23 protein-coding genes and 1 pseudogene are annotated in these 21,301 nt (G+C 68.1%); 5 read left to right on the top strand and 19 right to left on the bottom strand.

Annotation, left to right across the window (positions count from 1 at the left end):
• Positions 1-24: 24 nt before the first annotated feature.
• The 18 genes and pseudogenes from M8859_RS30465 to M8859_RS30545 all read right to left on the bottom strand — a co-directional run bounded on the left by M8859_RS30465 (position 25) and on the right by M8859_RS30545 (position 14,141).
• Positions 25-408, bottom strand: a complete 384-nt coding sequence (locus M8859_RS30465; RefSeq protein WP_249645270.1) for a hypothetical protein — start codon at positions 406-408, stop codon at positions 25-27.
• A gap of 89 nt (positions 409-497) precedes the next feature.
• Positions 498-2,024 carry a hypothetical protein gene (locus M8859_RS30470; protein WP_249645271.1) on the bottom strand — a complete coding sequence of 509 codons (1,527 nt, stop codon included), beginning with the start codon at positions 2,022-2,024 and terminating at the stop codon, positions 498-500.
• A gap of 348 nt (positions 2,025-2,372) precedes the next feature.
• Positions 2,373-2,912, bottom strand: coding sequence for a single-stranded DNA-binding protein (locus tag M8859_RS30475; RefSeq protein ID WP_249645272.1), 540 nt, complete (start codon positions 2,910-2,912; stop codon positions 2,373-2,375).
• Between the two features lie 127 nt (positions 2,913-3,039).
• Positions 3,040-4,716 carry a ParB/RepB/Spo0J family partition protein gene (locus tag M8859_RS30480; protein WP_249645273.1) on the bottom strand — a complete coding sequence of 559 codons (1,677 nt, stop codon included), beginning with the start codon at positions 4,714-4,716 and terminating at the stop codon, positions 3,040-3,042.
• 113 nt (positions 4,717-4,829) lie between these two features.
• Positions 4,830-5,069 (bottom strand): hypothetical protein, encoded by a 240-nt coding sequence (locus M8859_RS30485; RefSeq protein ID WP_249645274.1) that lies wholly within the window; start codon positions 5,067-5,069, stop codon positions 4,830-4,832.
• Positions 5,070-5,175: 106 nt separating this feature from the next.
• Positions 5,176-6,108, bottom strand: a complete 933-nt coding sequence (dprA, locus tag M8859_RS30490) for a DNA-processing protein DprA (RefSeq protein ID WP_249645275.1) — start codon at positions 6,106-6,108, stop codon at positions 5,176-5,178.
• Between the two features lie 35 nt (positions 6,109-6,143).
• A complete protein-coding gene (locus M8859_RS30495) occupies positions 6,144-6,401 on the bottom strand; it encodes a hypothetical protein (protein WP_249645276.1) in 258 nt (85 codons plus the stop codon).
• A gap of 20 nt (positions 6,402-6,421) precedes the next feature.
• Positions 6,422-7,120: pseudogene (locus tag M8859_RS37755) on the bottom strand (DUF4192 family protein); the annotation flags it as partial.
• Positions 7,121-7,615: 495 nt separating this feature from the next.
• Positions 7,616-8,296 carry a hypothetical protein gene (locus M8859_RS30500; protein WP_249645277.1) on the bottom strand — a complete coding sequence of 227 codons (681 nt, stop codon included), beginning with the start codon at positions 8,294-8,296 and terminating at the stop codon, positions 7,616-7,618.
• 61 nt (positions 8,297-8,357) lie between these two features.
• Complete coding sequence (locus tag M8859_RS30505) at positions 8,358-8,567, bottom strand: hypothetical protein (protein WP_249645278.1); 210 nt, start codon at positions 8,565-8,567, stop codon at positions 8,358-8,360.
• On the bottom strand, positions 8,564-9,052 hold the full coding sequence (locus tag M8859_RS30510) for a hypothetical protein (RefSeq protein WP_249645279.1): 489 nt from the start codon (positions 9,050-9,052) through the stop codon (positions 8,564-8,566). Before M8859_RS30510 ends, M8859_RS30505 begins: the two co-directional genes overlap by 4 nt.
• A 5-nt stretch (positions 9,053-9,057) precedes the next feature.
• Positions 9,058-9,534, bottom strand: coding sequence for a DUF3085 domain-containing protein (locus M8859_RS30515; protein ID WP_249645280.1), 477 nt, complete (start codon positions 9,532-9,534; stop codon positions 9,058-9,060).
• A gap of 3 nt (positions 9,535-9,537) precedes the next feature.
• Positions 9,538-9,996: a hypothetical protein gene (locus tag M8859_RS30520; RefSeq protein ID WP_249645281.1), complete on the bottom strand. Its 459-nt coding sequence runs from the start codon at positions 9,994-9,996 to the stop codon at positions 9,538-9,540.
• Complete coding sequence (locus M8859_RS30525) at positions 9,993-10,247, bottom strand: hypothetical protein (protein WP_249645282.1); 255 nt, start codon at positions 10,245-10,247, stop codon at positions 9,993-9,995. The genes M8859_RS30520 and M8859_RS30525 overlap by 4 nt, the downstream gene beginning before the upstream one ends.
• A gap of 68 nt (positions 10,248-10,315) precedes the next feature.
• Positions 10,316-11,074, bottom strand: a complete 759-nt coding sequence (locus M8859_RS30530; protein WP_249645283.1) for a class II glutamine amidotransferase — start codon at positions 11,072-11,074, stop codon at positions 10,316-10,318.
• Positions 11,062-12,282 (bottom strand): amidoligase family protein, encoded by a 1,221-nt coding sequence (locus M8859_RS30535; protein WP_249645284.1) that lies wholly within the window; start codon positions 12,280-12,282, stop codon positions 11,062-11,064. The genes M8859_RS30530 and M8859_RS30535 overlap by 13 nt, the downstream gene beginning before the upstream one ends.
• Positions 12,283-12,393: 111 nt before the next feature.
• The gene (locus tag M8859_RS30540; RefSeq protein WP_249645285.1) at positions 12,394-13,200 is read right to left on the bottom strand and encodes a class II glutamine amidotransferase; all 807 of its coding nucleotides are present in this window, start codon (positions 13,198-13,200) and stop codon (positions 12,394-12,396) included.
• A complete protein-coding gene (locus M8859_RS30545) occupies positions 13,188-14,141 on the bottom strand; it encodes an amidoligase family protein (RefSeq protein ID WP_249645286.1) in 954 nt (317 codons plus the stop codon). Before M8859_RS30545 ends, M8859_RS30540 begins: the two co-directional genes overlap by 13 nt.
• 638 nt (positions 14,142-14,779) lie before the next feature.
• On the opposite strand from M8859_RS30545, the gene M8859_RS30550 reads away from it, so the two are divergent.
• Positions 14,780-15,349, top strand: a complete 570-nt coding sequence (locus tag M8859_RS30550; protein WP_249645287.1) for a sigma-70 family RNA polymerase sigma factor — start codon at positions 14,780-14,782, stop codon at positions 15,347-15,349.
• 198 nt (positions 15,350-15,547) lie between these two features.
• Here the strand turns inward: M8859_RS30550 and M8859_RS30555 are convergent, their stop codons facing one another.
• Positions 15,548-15,733 carry a hypothetical protein gene (locus tag M8859_RS30555; RefSeq protein WP_249645288.1) on the bottom strand — a complete coding sequence of 62 codons (186 nt, stop codon included), beginning with the start codon at positions 15,731-15,733 and terminating at the stop codon, positions 15,548-15,550.
• Positions 15,734-15,836: 103 nt separating this feature from the next.
• Here M8859_RS30555 and M8859_RS30560 point away from each other — a divergent pair, with 103 nt between their 5' ends.
• From M8859_RS30560 to M8859_RS30575, 4 genes are read left to right on the top strand one after another with little or no spacing between them, the layout of a single operon-like run.
• Positions 15,837-17,330: a site-specific integrase gene (locus tag M8859_RS30560; RefSeq protein WP_249645289.1), complete on the top strand. Its 1,494-nt coding sequence runs from the start codon at positions 15,837-15,839 to the stop codon at positions 17,328-17,330.
• Positions 17,327-19,099 carry a hypothetical protein gene (locus tag M8859_RS30565; RefSeq protein ID WP_249645290.1) on the top strand — a complete coding sequence of 591 codons (1,773 nt, stop codon included), beginning with the start codon at positions 17,327-17,329 and terminating at the stop codon, positions 19,097-19,099. The genes M8859_RS30560 and M8859_RS30565 overlap by 4 nt, the downstream gene beginning before the upstream one ends.
• Positions 19,096-20,154 carry a site-specific integrase gene (locus tag M8859_RS30570; protein ID WP_249645291.1) on the top strand — a complete coding sequence of 353 codons (1,059 nt, stop codon included), beginning with the start codon at positions 19,096-19,098 and terminating at the stop codon, positions 20,152-20,154. The genes M8859_RS30565 and M8859_RS30570 overlap by 4 nt, the downstream gene beginning before the upstream one ends.
• 50 nt (positions 20,155-20,204) lie before the next feature.
• Positions 20,205-20,825, top strand: a complete 621-nt coding sequence (locus M8859_RS30575; RefSeq protein WP_249645292.1) for a hypothetical protein — start codon at positions 20,205-20,207, stop codon at positions 20,823-20,825.
• Positions 20,826-21,301: the final 476 nt, after the last annotated feature.

A 21,301-nucleotide genomic window follows, 5' to 3' on the forward strand; every position in this document is an offset into this window, starting at 1 on the left:
GTCGGGCGCTGGTGGCGCGGAGTCTCAGGTACGCGGGTCGGGGATACGGACCCAACCGCGCGATTGGCAGGCGTAGTAGCGGTCGTCGATGATGACGACGTCGCCGACGGACAGCGACCGGAATCGTTTGTCGGTCCAGGCGTCGGCGTGGAGGTGGTCTTCGGGGCGGTCGGGGTAGCCGTTGAATGCGGCGAAGGCCCGATCGAGCAGGGCCTCGTCGTCCGCAGCTTCTTCAGTGGGGATGGTGTATTCGTAGGCGAGGTCCAGTCTGGCGGCGCGGGTGTAGCCGTGGAGCGTGGCGTGCGGGTTGTTGTTGAGGAACACCCGCACGGTGACGGCGCGGCGGTGTGGTGTGAGGGCGCGGCGTAGCGCTCGGGTGAGGTGGCGTAAGCCGGTCGGGTGGATCACGTGGGCTCCTGATGGTGTGGTGGACCGGTCCGCCGTGGGCGCGAGGCAGCCACGGCGGACCGGTGATCAGGGGGATGTGAGATGTCGGGTCAGGCCGCGCGGGCGCGGGTGCGGTGTGGAGTGATGCCGAGTTGGATGCGGCAGGTGGTGCAGTAGCCGTCGGTGTGGATGACGGTCACCTGGGTGCAGCCGTCGCAGCGGCCGTGACGCTGGCCAGCACCCAACTGCGGCCGCCGCGCCCGCGAGGCGCGGCGGGCCGGTCCTGCGGCGGTCCGCCGCAACGGAGCGGGCGTGGACACGGAGGCGGGAGCCAGCTCGGGGTGCTGATGGAGGAAGCGGGTGATGATCCGGCAGATGGGGTGTGGTGCGGCGCGATGCCACACCTCGGTGAGGATTCCGTGCGCGGCGCGCGGGTAGGCGGCGGCGAGGAACTCACACCGCGACAACACGAACTGTTCGAGGGTGAACTTTTCGGGCAGCGGCGGGATGCCGGGCCGGTTGTCCGCGCGGCAGAGGTCGCACAGCCCGTCGTCGGAGACGAGGCGGCCGTCGCGGGCGTGGGTCGGGCGCTGGTCGGTCATGGCACGTTCGATGAAGCAGGACATGCACCGCCACCCGGTGACCGTGACCATCGCGGCGTGATCGTAGTCCAACCCATTGCCCTGCTCAGGGATTTCGGGCCGGACATCGTCGCGTACCCGCAGGGTGGTGCGGGCGGCGGCGAAGGCGAAGCGTTCCTCCTCGCTGATGCGGGTGCGCCGCCGATGCGGCCCGCGCGGGGCGCGGTGACGGGGCGCGGCCTCGGGGTGGTCGGCGGCGTCGAGGTAGTCGCGGGCGAGCTGGGCGAGGGAGGACTCGTAGTCGCAGTCGGTGCGTTCGGCGGCGCGGAACCGCTGTTCGTCCCAGGCAGCGCGGAGTTCGTCGTCGTACTGTCCGGCGACGTAGGCGAGGTAGACACGATCCCACAGGAGCGCGGCTTCCTCGGCGTCGCGCGGCTGGTCGGGGTAGCGGACCCGCGTGTGGGGATCGACGGGCTCCACCGCAGCGGTGGTGAGCGGGTCGTCGGGGTCGATCGCACCGAGGTCGGTGAACAGCAGGGTGTGGGCGTAGTCGGTGCTGAGTGCGTCGTGCAGGTGGTCGCGGGTGAGGACGGGGCCGCGGTGGTCGCCGACGAGGACAGTGCGAGCCGCCGCTCGTGCGGCGATGCGGGCGGGGTCGAGGCGTACGGCGTCGACCCGCCGGGTCGGCGTCGCGTGGGTGATCATGGGCCGGTAGCGCTCGCGCACGGGCATCGGCGGCAGCTCGGCGGCGGCGAGGGAGACTTCGAACAACTCGGGCAAACCGCGGTGGTGCAGGCCGGGGTCGGTGTCCGGCGCGCAGACGCTGATGCGGTCGCGGTGCTCGGGGTGGTATTTCCACAGTGCGTCGAGGCGACGCTGCGCGGTGAGGAAGTCGTAGCGGGTGAAGGTGTCGGCCAGGCCGGTGAGGAACGCGCGGTCCTCGGGTGTCGCCAGCTCGAGCACGGCCGGGAAAGCGCGGCGGGCTGCGCGCGGGTCGGTGGTGAACAGGTATTCGATGTGGGTGATGGCGTCGAGGAAGGCACTGCGTTCGGTCATGACGAAATGTCCTGTCTCGCGAAAAGGAAAGGACCCACCACGCGACGCGCGCCTTCTGCGACACGAGGGGTGGGCGGCTGGTCGGGCGACCCGCCTGAGGGCGATCGGCCAGGGTGGTGAGCGACGCGGCGGAGGGAACGCACCCACTGCGGGCGGGAACGAATTCCCCTGCGCACAACCACGCGAGCCGCGCGTGGCCGGCGGACGCCGCGCGAGTGGGGAATTCGTTCACGATCCGGGCGCGGGCCCGCAGCCGCGGCGGGCGCCACCCTGGTAGCCCTCAGGAAGGCGGGGCGACCGGCCAGACGAACACCCCGGCCCCCCCGGACCTTCCCTTCAGGCTTCAATTCAGAACGTCGGCTCGTCGCCCGATGCCCCGCCGAACGACCCCGCGCCCGTGACCGCCCACGAGTCCGCAGACCACGCGTCACCACCACCACTGCCGGTGGAGGCGGCGGCACCGACCAGCTCGCGGGAGCGTGACCGGTCCGCGCCGAAGCCGCCCGTGCCGCCGCTGCCGGAACGGGTGACGCGGTTGACTTTCGCGGTGGCGTATCGCAGCGACGGCCCGATCTCCTCGACCTCGAGTTCGACCCGGCTGCGCTTGTCACCCTCGGCGGTCTGCCAGCTGCGCTGCCGCAACCGCCCGGACACGATCACCCGAGCACCCCGGGTCAACGACTCCGCGACGTTCTCCGCGGCTTCGCGCCAGATGCTGCACGGCATGAACAGCGCCTCGGCGTCTTTCCACTCGTTGGCGTTGCGATCGAAATACCGCGGCGTGGACGCGACAGTGAAATTCACGACCGCGTGACCAGCGGGGGTGAACCTCAACTCCGGATCGGCAGTCAGGTTCCCGATCACAGTCAGCGGGGTGTCTCCGGCCATGAGCATGCTCCTTCACAAGGTGTGGACAGGTGGGGATGAATCGGGTCCGTGCTGCCACCGGGCCGGTGGCCTCGGTGGCAACAAGGACAGCCGAATCGCCTCACGCCTCAGAACAGCGGTGGTGGTGTCAGGAGGCGAGGTCGATGTCGTGGTAGTCGATGTCTCCGGCGGCGGCCTGTTCGACATCGACCAGCGCGAAGTCCAGCTCGGTTCCGGCTGCGGCGTCGGCGAGGAAATGCAGATACCGTTTCGTGGCCGCGGAGCTGTCGCGCCAGAAGCTCTTGCCGATCGGTGCCTCGGCGGCGGCGATCTGCATGGCGAGCACGATCATCCACGCCCGCGACGGTGTCGCGGCATGGATCGCGGCAACCAGCTGCTGAGTAGAACCGCCGACGCCGAGCAGTGTGGTCACCTTCTGCAATACGCTCGGATCGAGGGTGTGGGCGAGGGATTCGGCGACGAACGCCGCCGCCTGCCTCGGCGGGGTGCGCCCGGCCAGCAGACGCGGCAGAAACTCCTGCCGCCGCGCGTTGGCCGCGTCCCCGCGTTTGTTCAGCTCGATCACCCGCCGCCGGTCCTGTCGCGCCTGCTCCCGCTCAGCCGCGGCCTTCGCGGCGGTTTCTTCGGAGCCGTCACCGGTGTCGGGGACGAGTTGTTGCAGGCCGCTGTCGGCCAGTCCGCTGGCGGGCAGGAAGTAGGCGGGGATCCAGCGGTCGCGCCACTGCACCTGCTCGGCGTGCACGCGCCCGTCGGCGGGTTCGGCGGACAGGTCGCCGCGGGTGCTCCAGTCGACAGTGCCCGCGTCGATGATCGCGCCGGTGTCCGTGTCCACCAGCAGCCCGTTCTCTTGCACCTCGAGATACACCACCCACCGGGCGGGTTCGGTGTAGATCAGCTCCTCGCTGACCGGCTCACCTGTGGCGGTGGACAGCTCGCTGGCTGGAATGTAGGCCGCATCCGGTTCGCTGGTGTCGGGTTCGGTGGCGAGGATCCCGAACCCATATGCGCCGTAGAGCAGCGATTCGTGAAGGCGGGCGCGGGTTTCGGCGCGGTCGTGCTCGATCCTCTTCGCCGTGGAGGCGAAGCTCCACCGGCCCGCCGTCGCCAGCCGCTGCACCGCGTCGGTGTCGCCGAGGTTCTCGTAGTGGGCGATGACCGCGAGCTGATCGAGGCCGTACTGGCGCTGCTCCAGCAGCCGCTTGGCCGTGTCGGAGGCACCGACCGCGGCGGTTCTCTGAATCTCCGACCGCTTGCGCTGCAACCCTTTCGCGACCCGGGTGGCGGAGGCTCCGAGGTCGAGCATCAACGCGATGCCGGTAGCGCGGTCGGAGTCGGTGAGCGGGATGCGGCGGTCGTTGAGGTTGATCTGGGTCAACGTCCGCGCGATCCGCCGCTCCTTGGCGTCGAGGCCGGTGGGGGCGTCGGTGATCCACACCGGCACTCGCGCCAGGCCGACTTCGCGGGCGATGAGCGTGCGGATCTGGCCGTCGACGACATGAACAGAGCCGTCGGGCTCGCGTTCGGCGCGGATCGGGTTGCCGACCCCGAACTCCCTAATCGACGCCGCTTCCTCCGGGTGCGCGGCGAGATCGAAACTCTTGCGGACGTTTTCGGCGATCACCAACTGCGCCGGATCCATGTACTCAGCTTTGGCCTCGGGCACATCGAGCACCGGCCGTCCCTCGATGACGGTCGACTCAGAGACCACGGGGGCGGGCTGCTCGGTAGGCACGGGCTGCTCGACGGCCACCGGGGCGGTGTCAGGACCCGGGTCGGTAACGGCGGTCAGGGTGGAAGTGGTCAACATGGCTCCTCACGGCAAGCGGTGCGGCGACCCACCAGTCACAGGTGGCCGCCGCGCCGGAAGACGGCAACGGGGACGACAGGGCACGGGCGAGTGCCCGTGTGGATGAGGTGTCAGGCGGCTCGCTGGGCGCTGTGGCGAGCGACGTTGATCGGGCGCAGTCGCAGCACGCCGTGCTCGCCGTCGCCCAGGAACGCCCAGTAGCGGCCCCGCCAGGCCGGGTGGTCGCCGCGCCAGCGATCCAGCACGGCCGAGTCAGTGATGGCGGGCGTGGTTCCGGCGTAGCCGAGGTGCTCGAGACGCTCGAACTCGCCGCGAGTCAGGGACTGCACGGCAGCGGTGGACGCGGACATGAAGGAACCTCCTGTGATAGGTCGACGGACGATTGCCGCCGCAGCGGTGAGGTGAAGCAGGGGGCGAACTGTGACCGGCTGCCGGATGAGCCGACGAGCGCGCCGGTTATGCGATGGGGCGGTCACCCCCGTGCGGCGGGGCCGGGGTCGATGTGATGTCGTCGATGACCTGTTGGGCATCGGTGACCAGGCGAGCGCGACCGGCGCGGATCAGCTCGTGGCAACCGGTCGAGGCCGCGGAGTAGATCGGGCCGGGGACCGCGAGCACCGGGCGGTTGAGCCGACGAGCCCAGTTGGCGGTATCGCGGGTGCCGCCCCTAAAGACGCATTCGGGAATGACGACGGCGCTCGACAGCGCGGCGACGAGCCGATTGCGGTGCAGGAAACGGTGTTTGGCCGCCGGGGTATCGGGCGGGTACTCCGAGATGAGCAACCCGGACGCGGCGATCCGGTCGAACAACTCGCGATGCGCGGCCGGGTAGGCACGACCCAGCCCGGTCGCGACAACGGCGATCGTGCGACCACCGCGGTTGAGCGCCGCGCGATGAGCGGCGGCGTCGATACCGAACGCGCCGCCACTGATGACCGTCCAACCACGCTCGGCCAGATCACCGGCGAGGTCATGGGTGGCATGCACTCCGTAGTTGGAGGCGGCGCGGGCACCGGCGACCGCGACGGTGAAGTGCGTGAGCGGGGCCTGCCGCGGTGTGCCGCGCACCCACAACGCGACCGGACTCCCACTGGTGATGTCGGGTGCGTCGAGATCGGACAATCCCGCATTCCCCGGCCACTCGGCATCGTCACGGGTGAGCATCCGAACGCCGAGCGCATCCGCGCGGTTCAGATCCTCCGCGGCCAGACCCCGCAGATCCCGCGGAAGATTGGCCGCGACATCCTGGCCGGTGGTGAGCCGGTGGGCGGCTTCCTCGACCTCGAGGGTGCGCAGCAGCTGGCGCACGACCGGTGCCGCGGTCAGCGCAGCGCGCGCGAGGATCGCCCACGCCAGCCGGCGCGAGGGGGACTGCGATGCGGGAATCATGAAGCCTCCACGAAGGGTCGATGCGGGTAGGGGGTTCAGTCGATGTCGATGCCGAGTTGAGCGGCGCCCGCGCGTCCGGCACTGAGCGCGGCGCGGAACAGCGCGACCGGAACGGTGCGGTGGATTCCGGCGGCCGTCGCCTGCACCGTCGGGTTGTCGGGGTCATCGGCCACCGCGATCCCGATCGCCGCACGCGCCCGGTCACGGTCACCGTCGACATAGGCGGTGACCGCACACAACATCGCCGCCGCGGTGCGGTGGGGGAGAGCAACGCCCGCACCAGCAGCGCCCACAAGCTCCGTCCGCGTGGTCCTTTCGGGCCGACGGCGAAGGCATACAGGCTGTCACGGACCAGGCCGTCGCTCAGTGCGTCGGCGAGTTCGGCCAGCTCCGTGGCCGACAGCACACCCCCGTCGCGGACTGCCTCGACCTGAATCAGAACCAGCCGCAGCCGTTCCCGCGACAGCTGGCGGTCACCGCCACGCACCGTCACCAGCGCCGCGACCTCGGCAGCCAGCGCGGCATCCGGCACCAGATCGGGCGGAAGTTCCTCGACGCTGCCGCCGCATGGCGGGTTGTAGGGCAGCAGACCGTGCTCGCCGCCGAACAGGTCGGCCCAGGGGTGGCCCGGGTCGCGGCCGGTGACCGACCACGCCCCGAACACTCCGACTCCCAGTTCGGTGAGTTGATCGCGGAACCGGGCCAATAGTGCGCGGTATTCGTCGCGGGGAAACGGCGTGCCGGAGGTCGGGCCGTCGACCACGACCACGGCGACGGCGTCCGGGCGGTGCTGGGCGCACCAGCGGCGGGTGCGGTCCAGGATCGGGCTGGTGGCCAGGTAGTGGCGCGTCCTGTCCAGGTCTTCGTGGCGGATGCGTTCCACTCCGACATACCCGTCCGGTCCGGACGCCGGTTCCCGCAATGTCATCACCACCAGTGACCGCTGTGGCGGTTCTGGCAACTTGGCCAACGCCTCGGCGATGAACCGGCCGGGATCATCAACGAACGACACGACAAGCCTCCTCAATCACTACGACAGGGCGTGCTTCACCCACAGCGGGTGAGGCACAGCAGGGAAGACACGCGCACCGAGCGGCGCGGTGTCGTGTGACGGTGGCGGATCACCAGAGGGCGCGGGGCGGGGACGGTGGATGTGCCCTGGAGGGGGACGGGCGCATCCACCATCGCGCCTCGGCGCCGGGTGAAGCAGCGGGCAACAGCCCAGCGCGGGCAGCATCGGGCTTCGACCGACGGAAAAGCGAAACTGACTGTCCCCCGGCGAACCCCGAACCCCGGTAGGCAGACTAGCCCCGCGTCATCGGCGAGCAGGACCGCTCTGTAGTACTGGCCCATGTGTTGCCGCGCGGAGGCGTCCGGGCTGCGGTTCGGTGCGGCGGTAGCCGAGTCGGTCACACGACACCCGGGACTTTTATTGCAACCGGGCTGCACCGATCTTCAGGCGTTCGCGGCAGCGCGCCGATGCGGGCGAGAATCCTGCGCGTGGCCGTCACAGCCGCATGCCTCTGAGGCCGAACAGTTTCGCGAAGGCCGCGTAGGAGGGCAGCAGATCGATCGGAAGGGGTGGCCCGTCGGCGGCGACTGCGGCGTCGCGGACCTTCCGGATCTTCAGCAGCTTGACTCCGCGCAGGTTGATGCCGATGCCGGGTGGGGCGGTGTCGGTGCCGGGGTCGTGGACGACGGTGTAGTCCGACAGTGGAATCCACACCTCGTACCAGGCGTCGGCGGGCTGGGCTTCGCGCGGCGCCTCCCGAGGATCCCGCTCGTTGGCCTGCCATCGGCGGCACGGGCAGTCCGGGTCCTCACAGGGGGTGAACTTCTCGGGCGGGTGCGGGTTGTAGCGGGTCTGCCGTCCCGCCAGCATCGGGCACGCCTGGCGGGAGTAGTGCCCGCATTCGGGATGCACGCCCGGCTCAACGGCGATCCCGCGCAGGTGGTCGGCGGGCCGGATGTAGAGCACGACCCGGTCCTCCAGGCGTTGCCCGCACACCTGGCACAGCCTGCGCGCCAGCGTGTCTCGCAGGCGTTGCTGGTCGAGTTTGCCCCAGACCGGTCGGGTGCGGTCGCGGTGGGCGAGGGTGATGTGCGGCACCACTAGCCCTTGTGACAGCGGTGCGTGCGCCAACCGCATAGGGATCGGCGGCCGTGCCGGTATTACGGGTTCAGTCAACGACGATCACCTCGAATCGTTCGGAGGATGTGCCACCTGAAGTGACGAAAGGGGCGGAGTGTCAGGACTCGGTGGGCTGGAGCGGTGCGGCTGAGACCTCTAGACGGAGCACCCGATCGGCGGCCCCAGGGGCGTGGACGCGGATCTCGATCACCGCGCGCAGCGCGCCCGGGACCGGCGGTTCGACGACCCAAGGTCCGAACCGGTCGGAGTCGAGGTCGGGAAGGTTGGTTTCGATCCAGGCCACCAGCTCGGCGGCGCTGGTGATCACCACGGCCAGCGGCGGCCGGTGTGCGGGTCGAGGTCGTGCACCGCGACGGCGACGGGTGCTCCGGCGACCTGGATGCTCACCGACCGCGGCAGCAACGCCTGCACGCCACTGGCAGCGAGGTTGCCGCGCGCGATCACCCACCGGCCACGCTCATCGAGTTCGGCGGGCAGCAGCCTCCACCCGTCCCCGGTCGGCAACCGACCGAACAGCTGTCGTTGCCAGAGGTCTCGGCTGCCATCGTCATCATCGACGGTGACTTGCGTGGCGTACTCGATGCGTACCAACGCCATCACGCCCGCCCCGGCTGTGGCAGGCTCCACGCCGGGGAACACACCGATCGAGGCGCCCGCCCGGGGCCAGGTAGAGAACGCGGCGTGATAGCCCGCGACGAGCACCCGTGCGGTCGGGGTGACGTCGGGAAGGACCGACCGATATCGGGGATCGGTCTGCAGGCGGGCGAGGTAGCGGCTGGAGTCGCTTCCCATCGCGATCACCCCACGTCCTGGGGCGGGTGCTGGTCAGTGCCAGAAGATGGAGTGGGGGTGGGCGCTGTTGGGCTGAACATCATTGCGAAGCTGCTGGGGGAGACAGTGATGGACAGCCAGCCGTTCACGGCAGCGTAGGCGCGGATCAGGTCGATGAGCGTGTGGCCGTCGTAGTTCTCGGTGAGATCGAGGTATTCGATGAAGTCGTCACCGAGCGGTTCGCCGTCAATCCAGTGGGTTCCGGGCCCGTGGTCGAGGGCGTAGACCACGCGCGCCTGGTAGTCGGGGTCCTCGGGTTCGCCGGGCTGGTGGGGGATGCCGTTGCTCATCAGGTAGATGCCGTGGTCTTTGACCCAGATCAGTGACGGCACAGCCGGGCCGGGATCGTCATACGGGGAGCGGGAATGCTCAGAAGCGGCCATTGCGTGCTCGGCGAGGTCGATCACCTTCGACAGCGGGAACCACAGTGCGACCGAAGCCAATGTTCAGCACTCCTTCCGGTGGGAGAACGCGGCGGACACCGCTTCGGGCGCGCCGCCGCTGAGCGGGGTGACGGATTCGATGAACCTCAACGGCAGCAGCACCCCGGCCTGCTGGCCGGCGCGGGAGAGCGCGGTGTGGTGGCGGTGCACCGCCTGGACGCGGACGTGGTCGTGGACGTAGCCGCCGCGCGTGATGACCGTGGCCGCCATCTGGGCGTGGCGAAGTCGATGCAGTGCGGTCGCGATGAGCGCGACCACCGGATCGCGACCCTCGCCGTGCTCGCAGGCCGCGGCCGCGGCGGTGCTGGCCAGGCGTTGGCGCAGCAGGTCGCGGGCGGCATCGAGGTCGTCGGGGTTGGCGTCGTCGCCGAACTGACGGTCGATGCGGGCAAGGACCTGGTGAAGGAACTCGGGCTCGGATGCGGCAGCGATCGGTGCAGGCGGGGTGTGGTGGTCGCTCATCGACGACCGCCTCCCAGCCGCCACCACCCGCCACGCCGCTGCGGGCGAGGCCGGGCGTGGTCGGCCAGCACGGTGGCGAGGGTGTCGGCGGTGTGGACGTCGAGATCGACGTAGCGCCAGTCGTGGTCGGGGTCGTCGCGGTCGCGCAGTAGCAGCCGCAGGTGGTGGCCGTCGGTGCTGACGACGATGGCGTGGCCGTCGACGTCGCGGGTGCGGATGAGGATCGTGGCCAGATTCGGGTAGTAGGGCACGGCAGGATCTGCCTTTCTCGCAGTGGGTTCGCGGCCGTAGGTCGGCGATCGAAGCGGGGTGTGCGTGGTCAGGCGGTTTCGAGTTCGATGAGGTCGGCGTAGCGGTCCAGACCGTCGAATGCCGCGCAGTCGCAGCGGGGGAACGGGCGCAGGCACTCGGCGCAGAATCCGCAGGCGGTGCAGTGCGGGCCGGGCGGTTCGGGGTCGAGTTCGCCGCAGCCTAGGCAGTACTCCCAGTCCACGGGGCTGCTGTAGCCCCAGGTGTGCGGCAGGTAGGTGCGGTTGGAGTACCAGATCCCGCCGTCCCAGTGCCCGTAGTGTTCGTTGAAGATGTAGGCCGAATGCTTGTAGGCGGGGTCGACGGTCAACAGCACCATCTTGTCGCTGCCCAGCCACCGCTCCAGCCGCTCACGGCCCGCCCAGGAGTCCAATGACCCGAACGGTCGGGTCGGCAGGAAATCCTCGGCGGCGATGCGGGTGTCGCTGCGCTGATCGCCTCTGGTCGGATGGACGTTGTCTGGCAGGATCCCGTTGTGCGCGAGTACGGTTCGCTCGTCGCCTCCGACGAGGAACGGATGACAGTTATCGACGGTGCGAGGGCCGTGGGTGGCCAGCCGGGAATGGAACAACGCCGCACCGCCAGGGAAACGGTCACGCACTTGTGCGAACTCGGTGATCACCTTCTCGGCGTTCATGCCACGGCCGACGGCGATACCGGTGTCGGTGAGCACGGCGTAGCCGTGGCCGTGCGGGTTGGCCAACGCCCCATTGGCCAGGGCGTCGAGGTCGGGGCTGATGCCGGGTTTGACGAAGGTCAGGATGCACATGCGAGGGCCTCCATTTCGGCCAGCAGCGGGGAGTAGTCGGGGCGGGAGCGCACCCAGGTGGTGAAGGCGGTCCATTCCCAGCCGCGCCGGCGCGCGATATCCGCCGCCGACAGCCCACGGGTGTATTCGACCGACGCCGCAGCGAACGCCAACGCGGCCTGGACCTGCTGCGGGTGCAGGGAACTGGCGAAGACCCGCAGCTCGAAGGTGTCTTCCGGGCAGACGTTGATCGCCTGATACCGGCCGTATCCGGCTTGGCCTCCCTTGGCGTATTCCAGCGCGCTGGACCGCTGTTGCGGGGAGAACTGCGCCCATGTCGAGGACCGCCGCGCCAGCGTCGTGACCGAGTCCTCGTTCCGGTACACGAACTTCAGCCATCGATAGGCATGCGCGGGGGAGGAGAACCCGGCACGGGATACGTGGACGTGGATGCCGACGCCGTCGTCGGTGTAGCAGCCCAGCAACCGCAACCGGTTGAGCAGCTGCCACGGGAACTGTGCCAGGGCGTACTCATACGACATCGGATGCGTGACGAGCTCGAATCCGCAGGAGATCGAGCCGTCTTCCTTCAGATACGCCAGATCCCGGATGTGCGCCACGGCGGTGTCGACCGCGCCGCGATAGCTGCGGCTTGGAGTTTTGATCTCCAATTCCATCCCCAGGAACAGCGGGCCGTCACCGTGGAAGCGCAGCTCGGGGGTGTAGTAGGAGTCGTGGACGGCGCTGTGCGCGGAATAGGAATCGGTGCAGCTGTCGCAGTAGCTGTTGCCGCGGCGGACGAGGACGTAGCAGTCGGAGCATTCGCGGTAATCCTCGTCCTCGCACCGCGCGCATACCCGGTCGCCGCCGTCCACACGCCGGGTGTCGGCGGCGAGATCACCGCAATCGCCACAGGTCTCATATCCCGCAGCGCACTCGGCGCAGACTTCTCTGTTGGTGCCGACGACACCGCGGATCACGCGGGTGTAGACATCGCATTCCCCGCACTGATGCCAGCCAGTCAGGCATTCCCGGCACAGCAGGGTGTCCTCAGTCGTGCAGGCCAGAGTGTCGGCGCGGGCGCGGGCGGCGCAGCAGTCGCAGCGCGACAGCCCGTCGGCGCAACCCGGGCAGACCCGATCGCCATCGATGGTGGTGATCAGGTCGTCGCTGTGGACCTGGCCGGAGCATTCCTCGCACGACGAGTCGGCAAGTGTAGAGGCGGGCATGACGAATCGAGGTCCCTTCTCGTGAAATGGAAAAGAACCCCGCACCTGGCCCAGGACGGACGCGGTGTGCGGGGTTCGTAACGGGAGGAATCAGCAGGTCGTGGTGGCGCTCTAGTGGTCCATGGGGGCGCTGGCTTGCTGGTGGGGATGGCGATGCGAAGCAGGCAGCGCGCGCGGCCCCCGATGGCGTGACGTGGCGGTGGTGGCGGAGGCGGTGTGGCAGGTGCAGTCGGGGAAGGCGGTTTCGCAGTCGAAGCACCAGCCGCAGTCACCGCAGTAGCGGCTGGCGCGGTGCAGGTCGAATTTCTGGCAGTACCCGCACAGATATCGGCGTCGCTTGGGCCAGCGCAGCGTCGGGGGTAGGTAGCTGGTGTTGGAGTACCAGACTCCGTGCTGCCAGTACCCGTTGTGGTGGCCGAACAGGTAGGCGTGATGGGCGTAGGCCGGGTCGACGGTGAGGATCAGCAGCTTGCTCGACCCCAGCCACGACGCCAGCCCCCGCGCGCCGCGATGGGTGTCGATCGACCCGAACGGCTGCTTGGGCAGGTACTCCTCCGCCGCGATGCGGGTGTCCGAGCGCGGGTCGTAAGGTCCGGGGTGCACCCGTTTGGGCAGTGTCCCGTTGTGCGCCAGCACCGTTCGGGTGTCGCCACCTAATCGGAACGGGTGACAGTTGTGGATGCCGATGCTGCCGTGGGTGGCGTAGCGGGAATGAAACAACGCCGGACCCGACGGACGCTCGGCGCGGGCCTTGATGAACTCGGTGATCACGCGGTCGGCGTTCATCCCACGCCCGACCATAATCCGGCCTCCGGCCACGATCGCGAAGCCGTGACCGTGCGGGTTGGCTCGCGCACCGTGGGCCAACGCGTCCGGGTCGGGCGCGACTTGCGCGGGTAGGTAGGTCAGCAGGCACACGCGAGGTCCTCCATCTCCGCCCACAGGGGCTGGTAGTCGGGGTGATCAGCGACCCAGGCGGCGAAGCGCGACCACTCCCAACCGCCCGCGCGGACATCGGAGACCCGCAGGCCGCGGGTGTAGTGGATAGACGCGGTCGTGAATGCCAGCGCCGCCTGCACTCGCTGGATGTCGAGGGAGCTGGCAAACACCCGCAGCTCGAGGGTTTTGCGCGGGTAGGGGTTGATCGCCTGATACCGCTCCAGACCGAGGGCGTGTTGGGGGCCTTTGGCGGTGTCCTTCGCGCGTGCCCGCGCGGTGCGGTCGAACGGCGCGTACCGGGAGCGGCGCCGGGCGATGGTGGAGACGGCGGATTCGTTGCGGTACAACAATTTCATCCACCGGTAGATGTGGGCGGGGGAGTCGAACCCGTCGCGGCTGGCATGCACATGCAGCCCGACACTGGAGTCGGTGTCGCAGTCGAGGTCTTCCAGCGCCTCGAGCAGCGGCCACGGGAACCGCTCGATCGCATACTGGTAACTCATCGGATGTGTGACGAGTTCGAATCCGGTGGGCCGGATCGAGGAATCCTGCTTCAGATATCCGAGACTGCCGAGGTGCTCGGCGGCGACAGCGGCGCATTCGCCGTAGCGGTAGTTCGGGACGATGATCTCCAGCTCCAACCCCAGATACAGCGGGCCCCCGCCGTGGAAGCGGGGGTCGGGTTTGTAGCTGTAATGCCAGACGTGATCCCGGCCCGCTCGGCAGTCACAGGCGTAGCCGCGGCGGGTCAGGGTGCCGCAGTGCGAACACGCGGTGAAGCGGTCGACGCAGCGGCGGCAGGCACGGTGCCCGCCGGCGACGTAGCGGCTGTCGGTGGTGTAGCGGCTGCAGTGGAAGCAGATGTCGAACAGCACTGTCGCGCAGCGCAGGCACACTGGGTCGTCGGTGTCGGTACGCACCGCGGGGCTGGTGGGTTTGCGGCAGGACACGCAGGGCCGCAAGCCGGATACACACCGGGTGCAGAGTTGCTGTTCGTCGGCGGTTTCGGTCAGCGTGAGCGCAGGCTCGCGGCAGCGATCACACAATGAGATCTGCCCTGCACAGCAATGGCAGACGAACTGGTTCTCAACCGGGTACCGGTCACCCGGGTCACCGCTGCCGCAAACCGCGCACAGCGCAACAGAGAGGGTATCGGGCATGACGAGCCACCTTCCGGAAACGACAGAACGCCAGACCGGAAGGCGTTCTCCGGTCTGGCGTCAAGGGGCAACAGGGGGTTGGTGATGTCAGTTGACGCACCGCAAACACCGAGTCGGCGGGCTCGCGTGGGCAGCTGTCACCGCATTCGTCGGTCACGACAGAACCCTGCCGACTGGCCGGGGGACTCTGGCTATGCCGCGTCGCGGACCGTCACGACCGCGTAAGCGGCGTGTTCGAGAGCGAGCAACCGGTCGTCGGCGTGGCCGTGCCAGCCTGCTTCGAACCCCACACGCTGTTTCGGCATCACGGAATCGGGCGCGGGAGGGCGGGAACCGGAACGCGTAGGATCGAGCGCGGGAGAATCGGCAGGCGGGCCCGACATTTCAGGAGGCTGGCCATGTCGTCGCGTCGCCCACCGCGGTCCCCGCGCACCACTCGTTCCCCGGAAGTCGCTGCGCGACTGGAACGCTCACGCGCTCGCAGCAAACAACGCCGAGAACTGGCGCGCCAGCGCGAGCGCGCTATTCATGAGGCGGTTAAGCGCTACCTCGCCGACTGGGCAGCGATCACCGCGTGCGAAACCAGCCGTGATCACGACATCGCCGCATTACGCGAGCAGATCAGTGACCTCGAAGCGCGCGCCGCGAGCGAAATCGCCCGCTACCGCGCCGACCAAGCCGAAGCCGCCGCGGTGATCCGCGACCACGGGGCCTCGGAGCAGGACATCGCCGAACTGCTCGAGATCAGCCCCAAACAAGTGCGGCAGCTGATCACCGCTGCCCGCGCCCAGCACCTGACCTCGCCGCAGCCACCCTCCGTGGCCGCCACGGCGACCGAACAGTCGCACAGCGCCGATACCGCCACCGTGTCGACCGGTCCGCGGAGACCGCCGGTCACCGGCACCGACGCTGCCGCCGAACCATCCTCCCCGGCACGTTCCTTGGACATCAGTGACCGAAGGACGTGAGCTCGACGGGCGGTCGGGACAGCGACTGCGCACGGGCGGCCGGCTAGGGCTGGTCGGCGGGCACCGCGTAGGTGAGATCGGTCGCCCACGGATAGGTGCCGGGCCGTCACCGACGGCTTGCACGAGGACTTTGGTCGGGTCGCCGTCGACGCCGAGTACGACGATGCTGAACCTGTCACCCCGCCCGCGACCAGATAATCAGAACCGCCCCCGCTGCGCTGGCTGGTCCAGGCGGACCAGCCCGCTATACAGGCCGATGGCATCGCGAGGATCCGAAGCGACGAGAACGCCCCAAGGCCCTATGTCGAGCGACGCGCCCGCCTGGGCGAACTCGACCTGACCGGTGCCGGTGTGCGCGTCCCGCCGTACTGGGCCTTCACTCACCCACCCGACACTTGTCGGAAGTCATGGTTGATCATTGCCCGATTGGTCGTGAGATGGATGGTGGGACTTGAATTTCGGATTGTTGTCGGAGCGTGGGTGGACGTTGGGGTTCTACGACTTTCAGCGTCGGTGGGCCGGCGTCGATCATCTAATTGAGGGGGTCGGTGATGTTCTGGCAAGGGCGCGGGAGAACGGTGCGGTTGACGGCACGCCGTTCTTTGTGGATCCGTGGGGTCGCGCGGATCCGTTGATCAACGCGTTCTGGCGGGCGCCGAAGCCCGGCGCGATGGGTTTGAAGGTCGACACGCTCCGGCGGTATGCATATTCGCTGAAGGTATGGCTGGACTTCCTACACGTAATCGGCGTCCGGTGGGAGGAGGTCGGGCGTGATGAGCTTGCGATGTTCAAGCAGTGGCGGTTGTCGGCGGAGGAGAACCCGGACGCGGTGATGCCGAGTTCCTTCCAGGTCGATCGCGCGGCGATCCGCCGGTTCTACGAGTGGGCGGCGCGGCACGGACGGGTGGAGAACCCCGTTCGGGTTCGCGCGATTGTGCGCGGAATCGATGGCAGGGCAGCCCGGGAAGTGCTCGAGGGCACGCCTGCAGCGATCCGCCGTGCCGATGTGAAGTGGTTGACGCCCGAGGCGTTTCGGTTGTGGCGCAATGTCGGATTGCGGGGCTTCACGCTTGATGGGCTGCCGGTCGAGGCGTGGCGAGGGCGTACCGAGGACCGTGATGTTGCCTTCGTCGAGGGACTGTTCGGCACTGGGTTACGTCTCGGTGAGTGGTCGAGCCAGTTGACCATCGAGTTGCCGTCACCGCATCAGGAGGGGTTGTTCCGGGGGCAGTTGTCGGCGGCGTGCGCGAAGGGATCGCTGGGTCGGCCGTTTTGGATGCGGCGTCGGGTGGCGCAGCTGGTGAGGTTCTATGTCGAGGACGGCGGCCGCAGTGCGTCGATCGCGCGTGCGCAGGCAGCAGGCCGCTACGACAGCGTCGCGGGCCGGTGGTTGCTTCGGGAAGTCCGCAACAGTGGGGTGATCCGGGTCGTTGATGATCTCGGTCGTTTGCGTGATATTCGTCTGGACGCGATGGCGCCGCGGTTGCGGATGAGGTTGTTCCGTGAGGGGGATCGAGGGCTGGAGCCGGTGTGGTTGTGGTTGAACTACGACGGCATACCGCGGCCGAAGCATGCCTGGTACAAGACATTCGACCGCGCCAATACCCGGGTGTCGCGGGCGATGGGCGCTGCGGGTGGGGCGCCGCGGTTGTGGTGTCGCCCTCATATGCTGCGGCATTCGTTTGCGCTGCGCTGGTATTGCATTGCCACGTTCGTGGCCTGGCATCGCACCGACTTGCTGAGCAAAGAGGAGCAGCGCGACTTCCGCAATCAGCTGGGTGATGTCTGGTATTTGATGGCGACGCTGTTGGGGCACAGCAGCGCCGAGGTCACCCGCGAGGTGTATCTCGAACCGTTCAAGGCCTTGGAGGTCGAGGCGCTGATGGGGTTGATGGAGGCCGATGACCGCCGCGCCTTGGAGCGTCTGGTCGACGCCTTGACGGTGGGGCAGCCGCGGGTGCTGACCGGAATGAACGCGTGAGCGGCAAAGGACACGCGGCGGGTCTGCCGCCGCGGGGGTGGCGACCACCGCCGCGGCAGCGTGGCTTGGTGGTGGAGTTCGTCAGTGAGGACGGCCGCCAGCGCAGGACCTTCGACTTCTCGGTTCTACCGGGCCAGGTGGAGATTCGGGAAGAGTTCGCTGCGGCGTTCGCAGAGACGATTGGCCCATTGGGGCCGCGGCGGCGGCTGGGATCGGCGAACAGCGTATGGACAGTGATCCGCAAAGCGACGCTCTGGCTGGCCGAGAACCGCCCCACCATGACCGTGCTGGCCGAGCTCAGCATCGCTGATGCCCGGATGATGCTCAACGCGATGCGCTCGCCCAATGGGGACCGGCCGGTGTCGCAGCTGCGGACTATACTGGGCTACTGCCCGACTGTGCGGGTGGAGGTCGTGCGCGAGATTTCCCGGCACATGAATGGTCGACCTCATCAGGGCGGCGCCCAGCCCTACACCGAGCAGGAGTGGCGGTGGATCACCGTCGCGCTGCGCCGGATCATTCGGCCGGCCCGCGACCGCATCCTGGCCCACCGGCAGTTGGTGGAGAACTTCCGGGCCGGGCAGTTCGATACACGCCACCGTTTGGATCCGGATCGCTGTCTGGGTGCGGTGCTGGATTACTACCTGCGCGTCGGTGAGCTGCCGAAGGCGACCACAAGCGGGTTCGACTCTCCGACGGTCCTGATCGCCGGCTGGGCGGCGGAGCGGCCGCTGAAGTCGCTGGTGCACCTCGAGCCCGGGGAGGTGTGGGCGTTCGGTGCGCTGCTGGTCGGTTTGACGGGGTTGAATCCCTCGACGGTCTTCGAGTTGCCAGTCCCGCGCACGCGAGCTTCAGCTCCGGATGAGCCGGGGATCGTGTTCGTCGATGCGATCAAGTATCGGCGCGGTCCGCGGGCAGCGATGACCGTGGCGCTGACGGATCTGCGCAGCGAACTGCATCCGCTGGCGGAGGATCAGCGGCCGCAGCAGGTGCTGCGCACATCGCTGACCACCCCTTTCGGGGTGTTCATGCTGCTGGTCGAATTGACCGCATCCGCGCGGGCGATGATGAGAACCGAGTTCGCGTTCGCGTTCTACAACGCCAGTGCCGAAACCGGTCTCAGCGACCGCTCGCCCGGCATCAACAACTCCAGCCGCGCGCTGTGGGTCAGCGACCTGCTCACCGGTGATCCTCACCGCGACGAGGTGATCCGCGGCCTCGGGTTGAGCCGGCTACGCAAAACACACCTGGAGCGACACCGGCGACCGGTCGCCCACACCCCGGCCACGCTGCGCCGATACCTGCGCAACATGCACACCGTCACCGAAGAGGGCTACCAGATCATCCGTGAAGCACTCGACGCTCAGGTCACCGACGCACTCGCCCGCCGCCGCATCCAGGTGCACACCAGCCCCGCCATCGATGCCCCGGACACGGTCGTGGGCGCCTGCGTGGATTACGAACATTCCCCACACGACGGCGGAAATCGCTGTCGCCAAACGTTTCTGACCTGCCTGGACTGCTCGAACGCACGGGCGTTCCCGCGGCATCTGCCCTTCCAGCTGGCGGTGCTCGACCAGTTGGCGGCCGCGCGGGCCGCAATGCCGATAGCCCGCTGGGTTGGCGAATTCGCCGGACGGGTCGCGCAGCTCGAACAGATCATCGCCGAATTCGAGCCCGCGCAACGCGACCACGCCCGAGCCCAGATCACCGACACCCACCGCACCATGGCAGTCCGCTTGCTGGCAGGAGACCTCGACTCGTTATGACCAATCCCCACCCTGGCGCCGAGGTCGTCATCGGCGATCTGCTGGTCACCGCGGAAACCCCGGTGCTGGCTCGGCGCCCCATCTATGACCCGACCGCGGTGTTGTCCCGATTCGCGGATCCGGCATGGGACCTGTTCCCGGCGTTGCCCGACCGCCATCATTCCAACGAAATCATCCACTGGGGCACGTACCCGGAATCGTTGCGGCTGGCCTGCAAGTTCTATGTCTTCGCCCTGCTCAATATCGTCGAGGACGCACCACGGATATCGACCTCCCGGTCGCGGGTGCTGACAATTCCCTCGATCTGGACGGATCTGCGGCACCTTCGGATCTTTCTGCGATGGCTGCACAACCGCGGGATCGCCGCTCTGACCGCAATCACCGAGTCCGATCTGAATTCCTACTACGCCTATACCCTCAGCCAGACCATCACCTCCTCCCACCAGCGCGCCAGGCTGCTGACCGTCCAGCGCCTGCACCTGTATGCCGACTGGCTGCCCGAATTCGCCCGGATCACCGTGCCGGTGATCTGGGGCGGTGCCAGCGCGGCGGAGCTGGCCGACGACCCGGACCCGCGCCGCGTCGGCAACCGCACACCCCGCATCCACCCCGACGTGATGGGCACACTGCTCTCAGCGACGTTGCTGGTCACCGAGATCATCGCTGCCGACATCGTGCCCGCAGCGCGGCGCCTGGTCGCCATGCGCACCCTTGCCGTTCGCGCCACCGAGGATCTGCAGACACAGGACCCTCGTTCCCCGCATGGCTGGCGATCCACCCAACAGCGACTCGAACGCATCCTGCCGGTCTTCGCCGCCGCAGGATTCCCGCTACCGGGCCGCGAAGAGAGCGGCTGCACAGTCGTCGACTTACTGGGTTTAGCGCATGCCGGCCAGCTGGGTATCAACAGCTGCAACGCAAATGCGGCGCGGCAGCGATCGCCGGCAGCGGACTCCCGGTTGAGCCCGGGCTGCTACGCGTCACCGGTTTCACCAAGGTCGAGGGCAAACCGTGGCGGCATCAGCCGATCGAGGCACCCGAACTGCGTACGCTGATTCGTCACGTCACTACCGCCTGCTACCTGGTCATCGCCTATCTGTCTGGAATGCGGGTCGGGGAGGTACTCAACCTGCGACGCGGATGCGTCACCCGCGATGAGAAACTCGGCATGATCTTCCTGTCGGGGCGCCAGCTCAAAACCACCTCTGAGCGCGCGCAGCGAACCCCGGCCACCGTTCCCTGGGTCATCAACGAGCATGGGGCTCAAGCCATCTCGGTCTTGCAAGACCTCGCACCCTCCGCGACGTTGTTTCCCTTCGGGAAATTCGGAACCCTCGACTGGATCGAATCCACCAGAACCCGCACCAAGGGACAGATCAACGACGACCTGCGCGACTTCGTCACCTGGTTCAACACCACCCTCGCCGACACCATCGGCCATCCGCGCATCCGCGACGACGAGCACGGCCCCGCCACCGGCGGCCGGTTGCGGCGCACCCTGGCTTGTGCATGCCTGGTCAGTGACCGCACTGTACGGTCCTACGGGTGTCTTCCCGACGGGCCTGGTCGGTCCACTACACATCGAGAGATCTACCAAGCCCCTCGCCTCGTTCCTGGCATGCCACGGACACCGACGAGGATTGGGAGTTATGGCTCGACGAGATGGGCATTCCGGACGGGACGCCGTTCATCCTCGGGCCGGATTTCTCTTACGACACCGATCTGAACTCGCATTTCCATAGGGTGAAGTTCTTGGCGGGGCCGATCAATAGCCAGCGGAACAGGGCGACGGCATTGTGCGCGTTCCTCAACTTCCTGCATCGAACCCGGGGCGCCGATTGGCGAGATGCGACCGAAAGCGATCACGACGCCTTCCTCTATTGGCGTCGGCATGACCTGCGCGGGCCGCGGATCGGCGGCGATACGTGGAGTCAGGACGTATCCCACCTGTTCCAGTTCTACGAATATGCCAGCCGAAAGTCTTGGGTCGCAACGATTCCTATCCCACAGAGGGAGAGTCGAGCGGGCCGACACGGTTCCCCGGGAGCGCAGGGTCGGAGACACCGTGGCGCGGGGACGGAGAAGGTTCCAGCAAGCTACGCCCATGACGGTGGGAAGCACACGATCGAGTGGTTTCCTCCGGCTTCCTATCGGCAGTGGCGGGATGTCGGCGTGCTCGGCTACGGCTGTGATGGACTGCCG

Source organism: Nocardia sputi, assembly GCF_023501985.1.

What these genes read in the sequence shown, in the direction of transcription:
- M8859_RS30510 (WP_249645279.1), bottom strand. Translation starts at nt 9,052, where the DNA reads ATGGGAAGCGACTCCAGCCGCTACCTCGCCCGCCTGCAGACCGATCCC.
- M8859_RS30470 (WP_249645271.1), bottom strand. Translation starts at nt 2,024, where the DNA reads ATGACCGAACGCAGTGCCTTCCTCGACGCCATCACCCACATCGAATAC.
- M8859_RS30570 (WP_249645291.1), top strand. Translation starts at nt 19,096, where the DNA reads ATGACCAATCCCCACCCTGGCGCCGAGGTCGTCATCGGCGATCTGCTG.
- dprA (WP_249645275.1), bottom strand. Translation starts at nt 6,108, where the DNA reads ATGATTCCCGCATCGCAGTCCCCCTCGCGCCGGCTGGCGTGGGCGATC.
- M8859_RS30520 (WP_249645281.1), bottom strand. Translation starts at nt 9,996, where the DNA reads ATGAGCGACCACCACACCCCGCCTGCACCGATCGCTGCCGCATCCGAG.
- M8859_RS30550 (WP_249645287.1), top strand. Translation starts at nt 14,780, where the DNA reads ATGTCGTCGCGTCGCCCACCGCGGTCCCCGCGCACCACTCGTTCCCCG.
- M8859_RS30485 (WP_249645274.1), bottom strand. Translation starts at nt 5,069, where the DNA reads ATGTCCGCGTCCACCGCTGCCGTGCAGTCCCTGACTCGCGGCGAGTTC.
- M8859_RS30575 (WP_249645292.1), top strand. Translation starts at nt 20,205, where the DNA reads ATGCGGGTCGGGGAGGTACTCAACCTGCGACGCGGATGCGTCACCCGC.
- M8859_RS30530 (WP_249645283.1), bottom strand. Translation starts at nt 11,074, where the DNA reads ATGTGCATCCTGACCTTCGTCAAACCCGGCATCAGCCCCGACCTCGAC.
- M8859_RS30475 (WP_249645272.1), bottom strand. Translation starts at nt 2,912, where the DNA reads ATGGCCGGAGACACCCCGCTGACTGTGATCGGGAACCTGACTGCCGAT.
- M8859_RS30535 (WP_249645284.1), bottom strand. Translation starts at nt 12,282, where the DNA reads ATGCCCGCCTCTACACTTGCCGACTCGTCGTGCGAGGAATGCTCCGGC.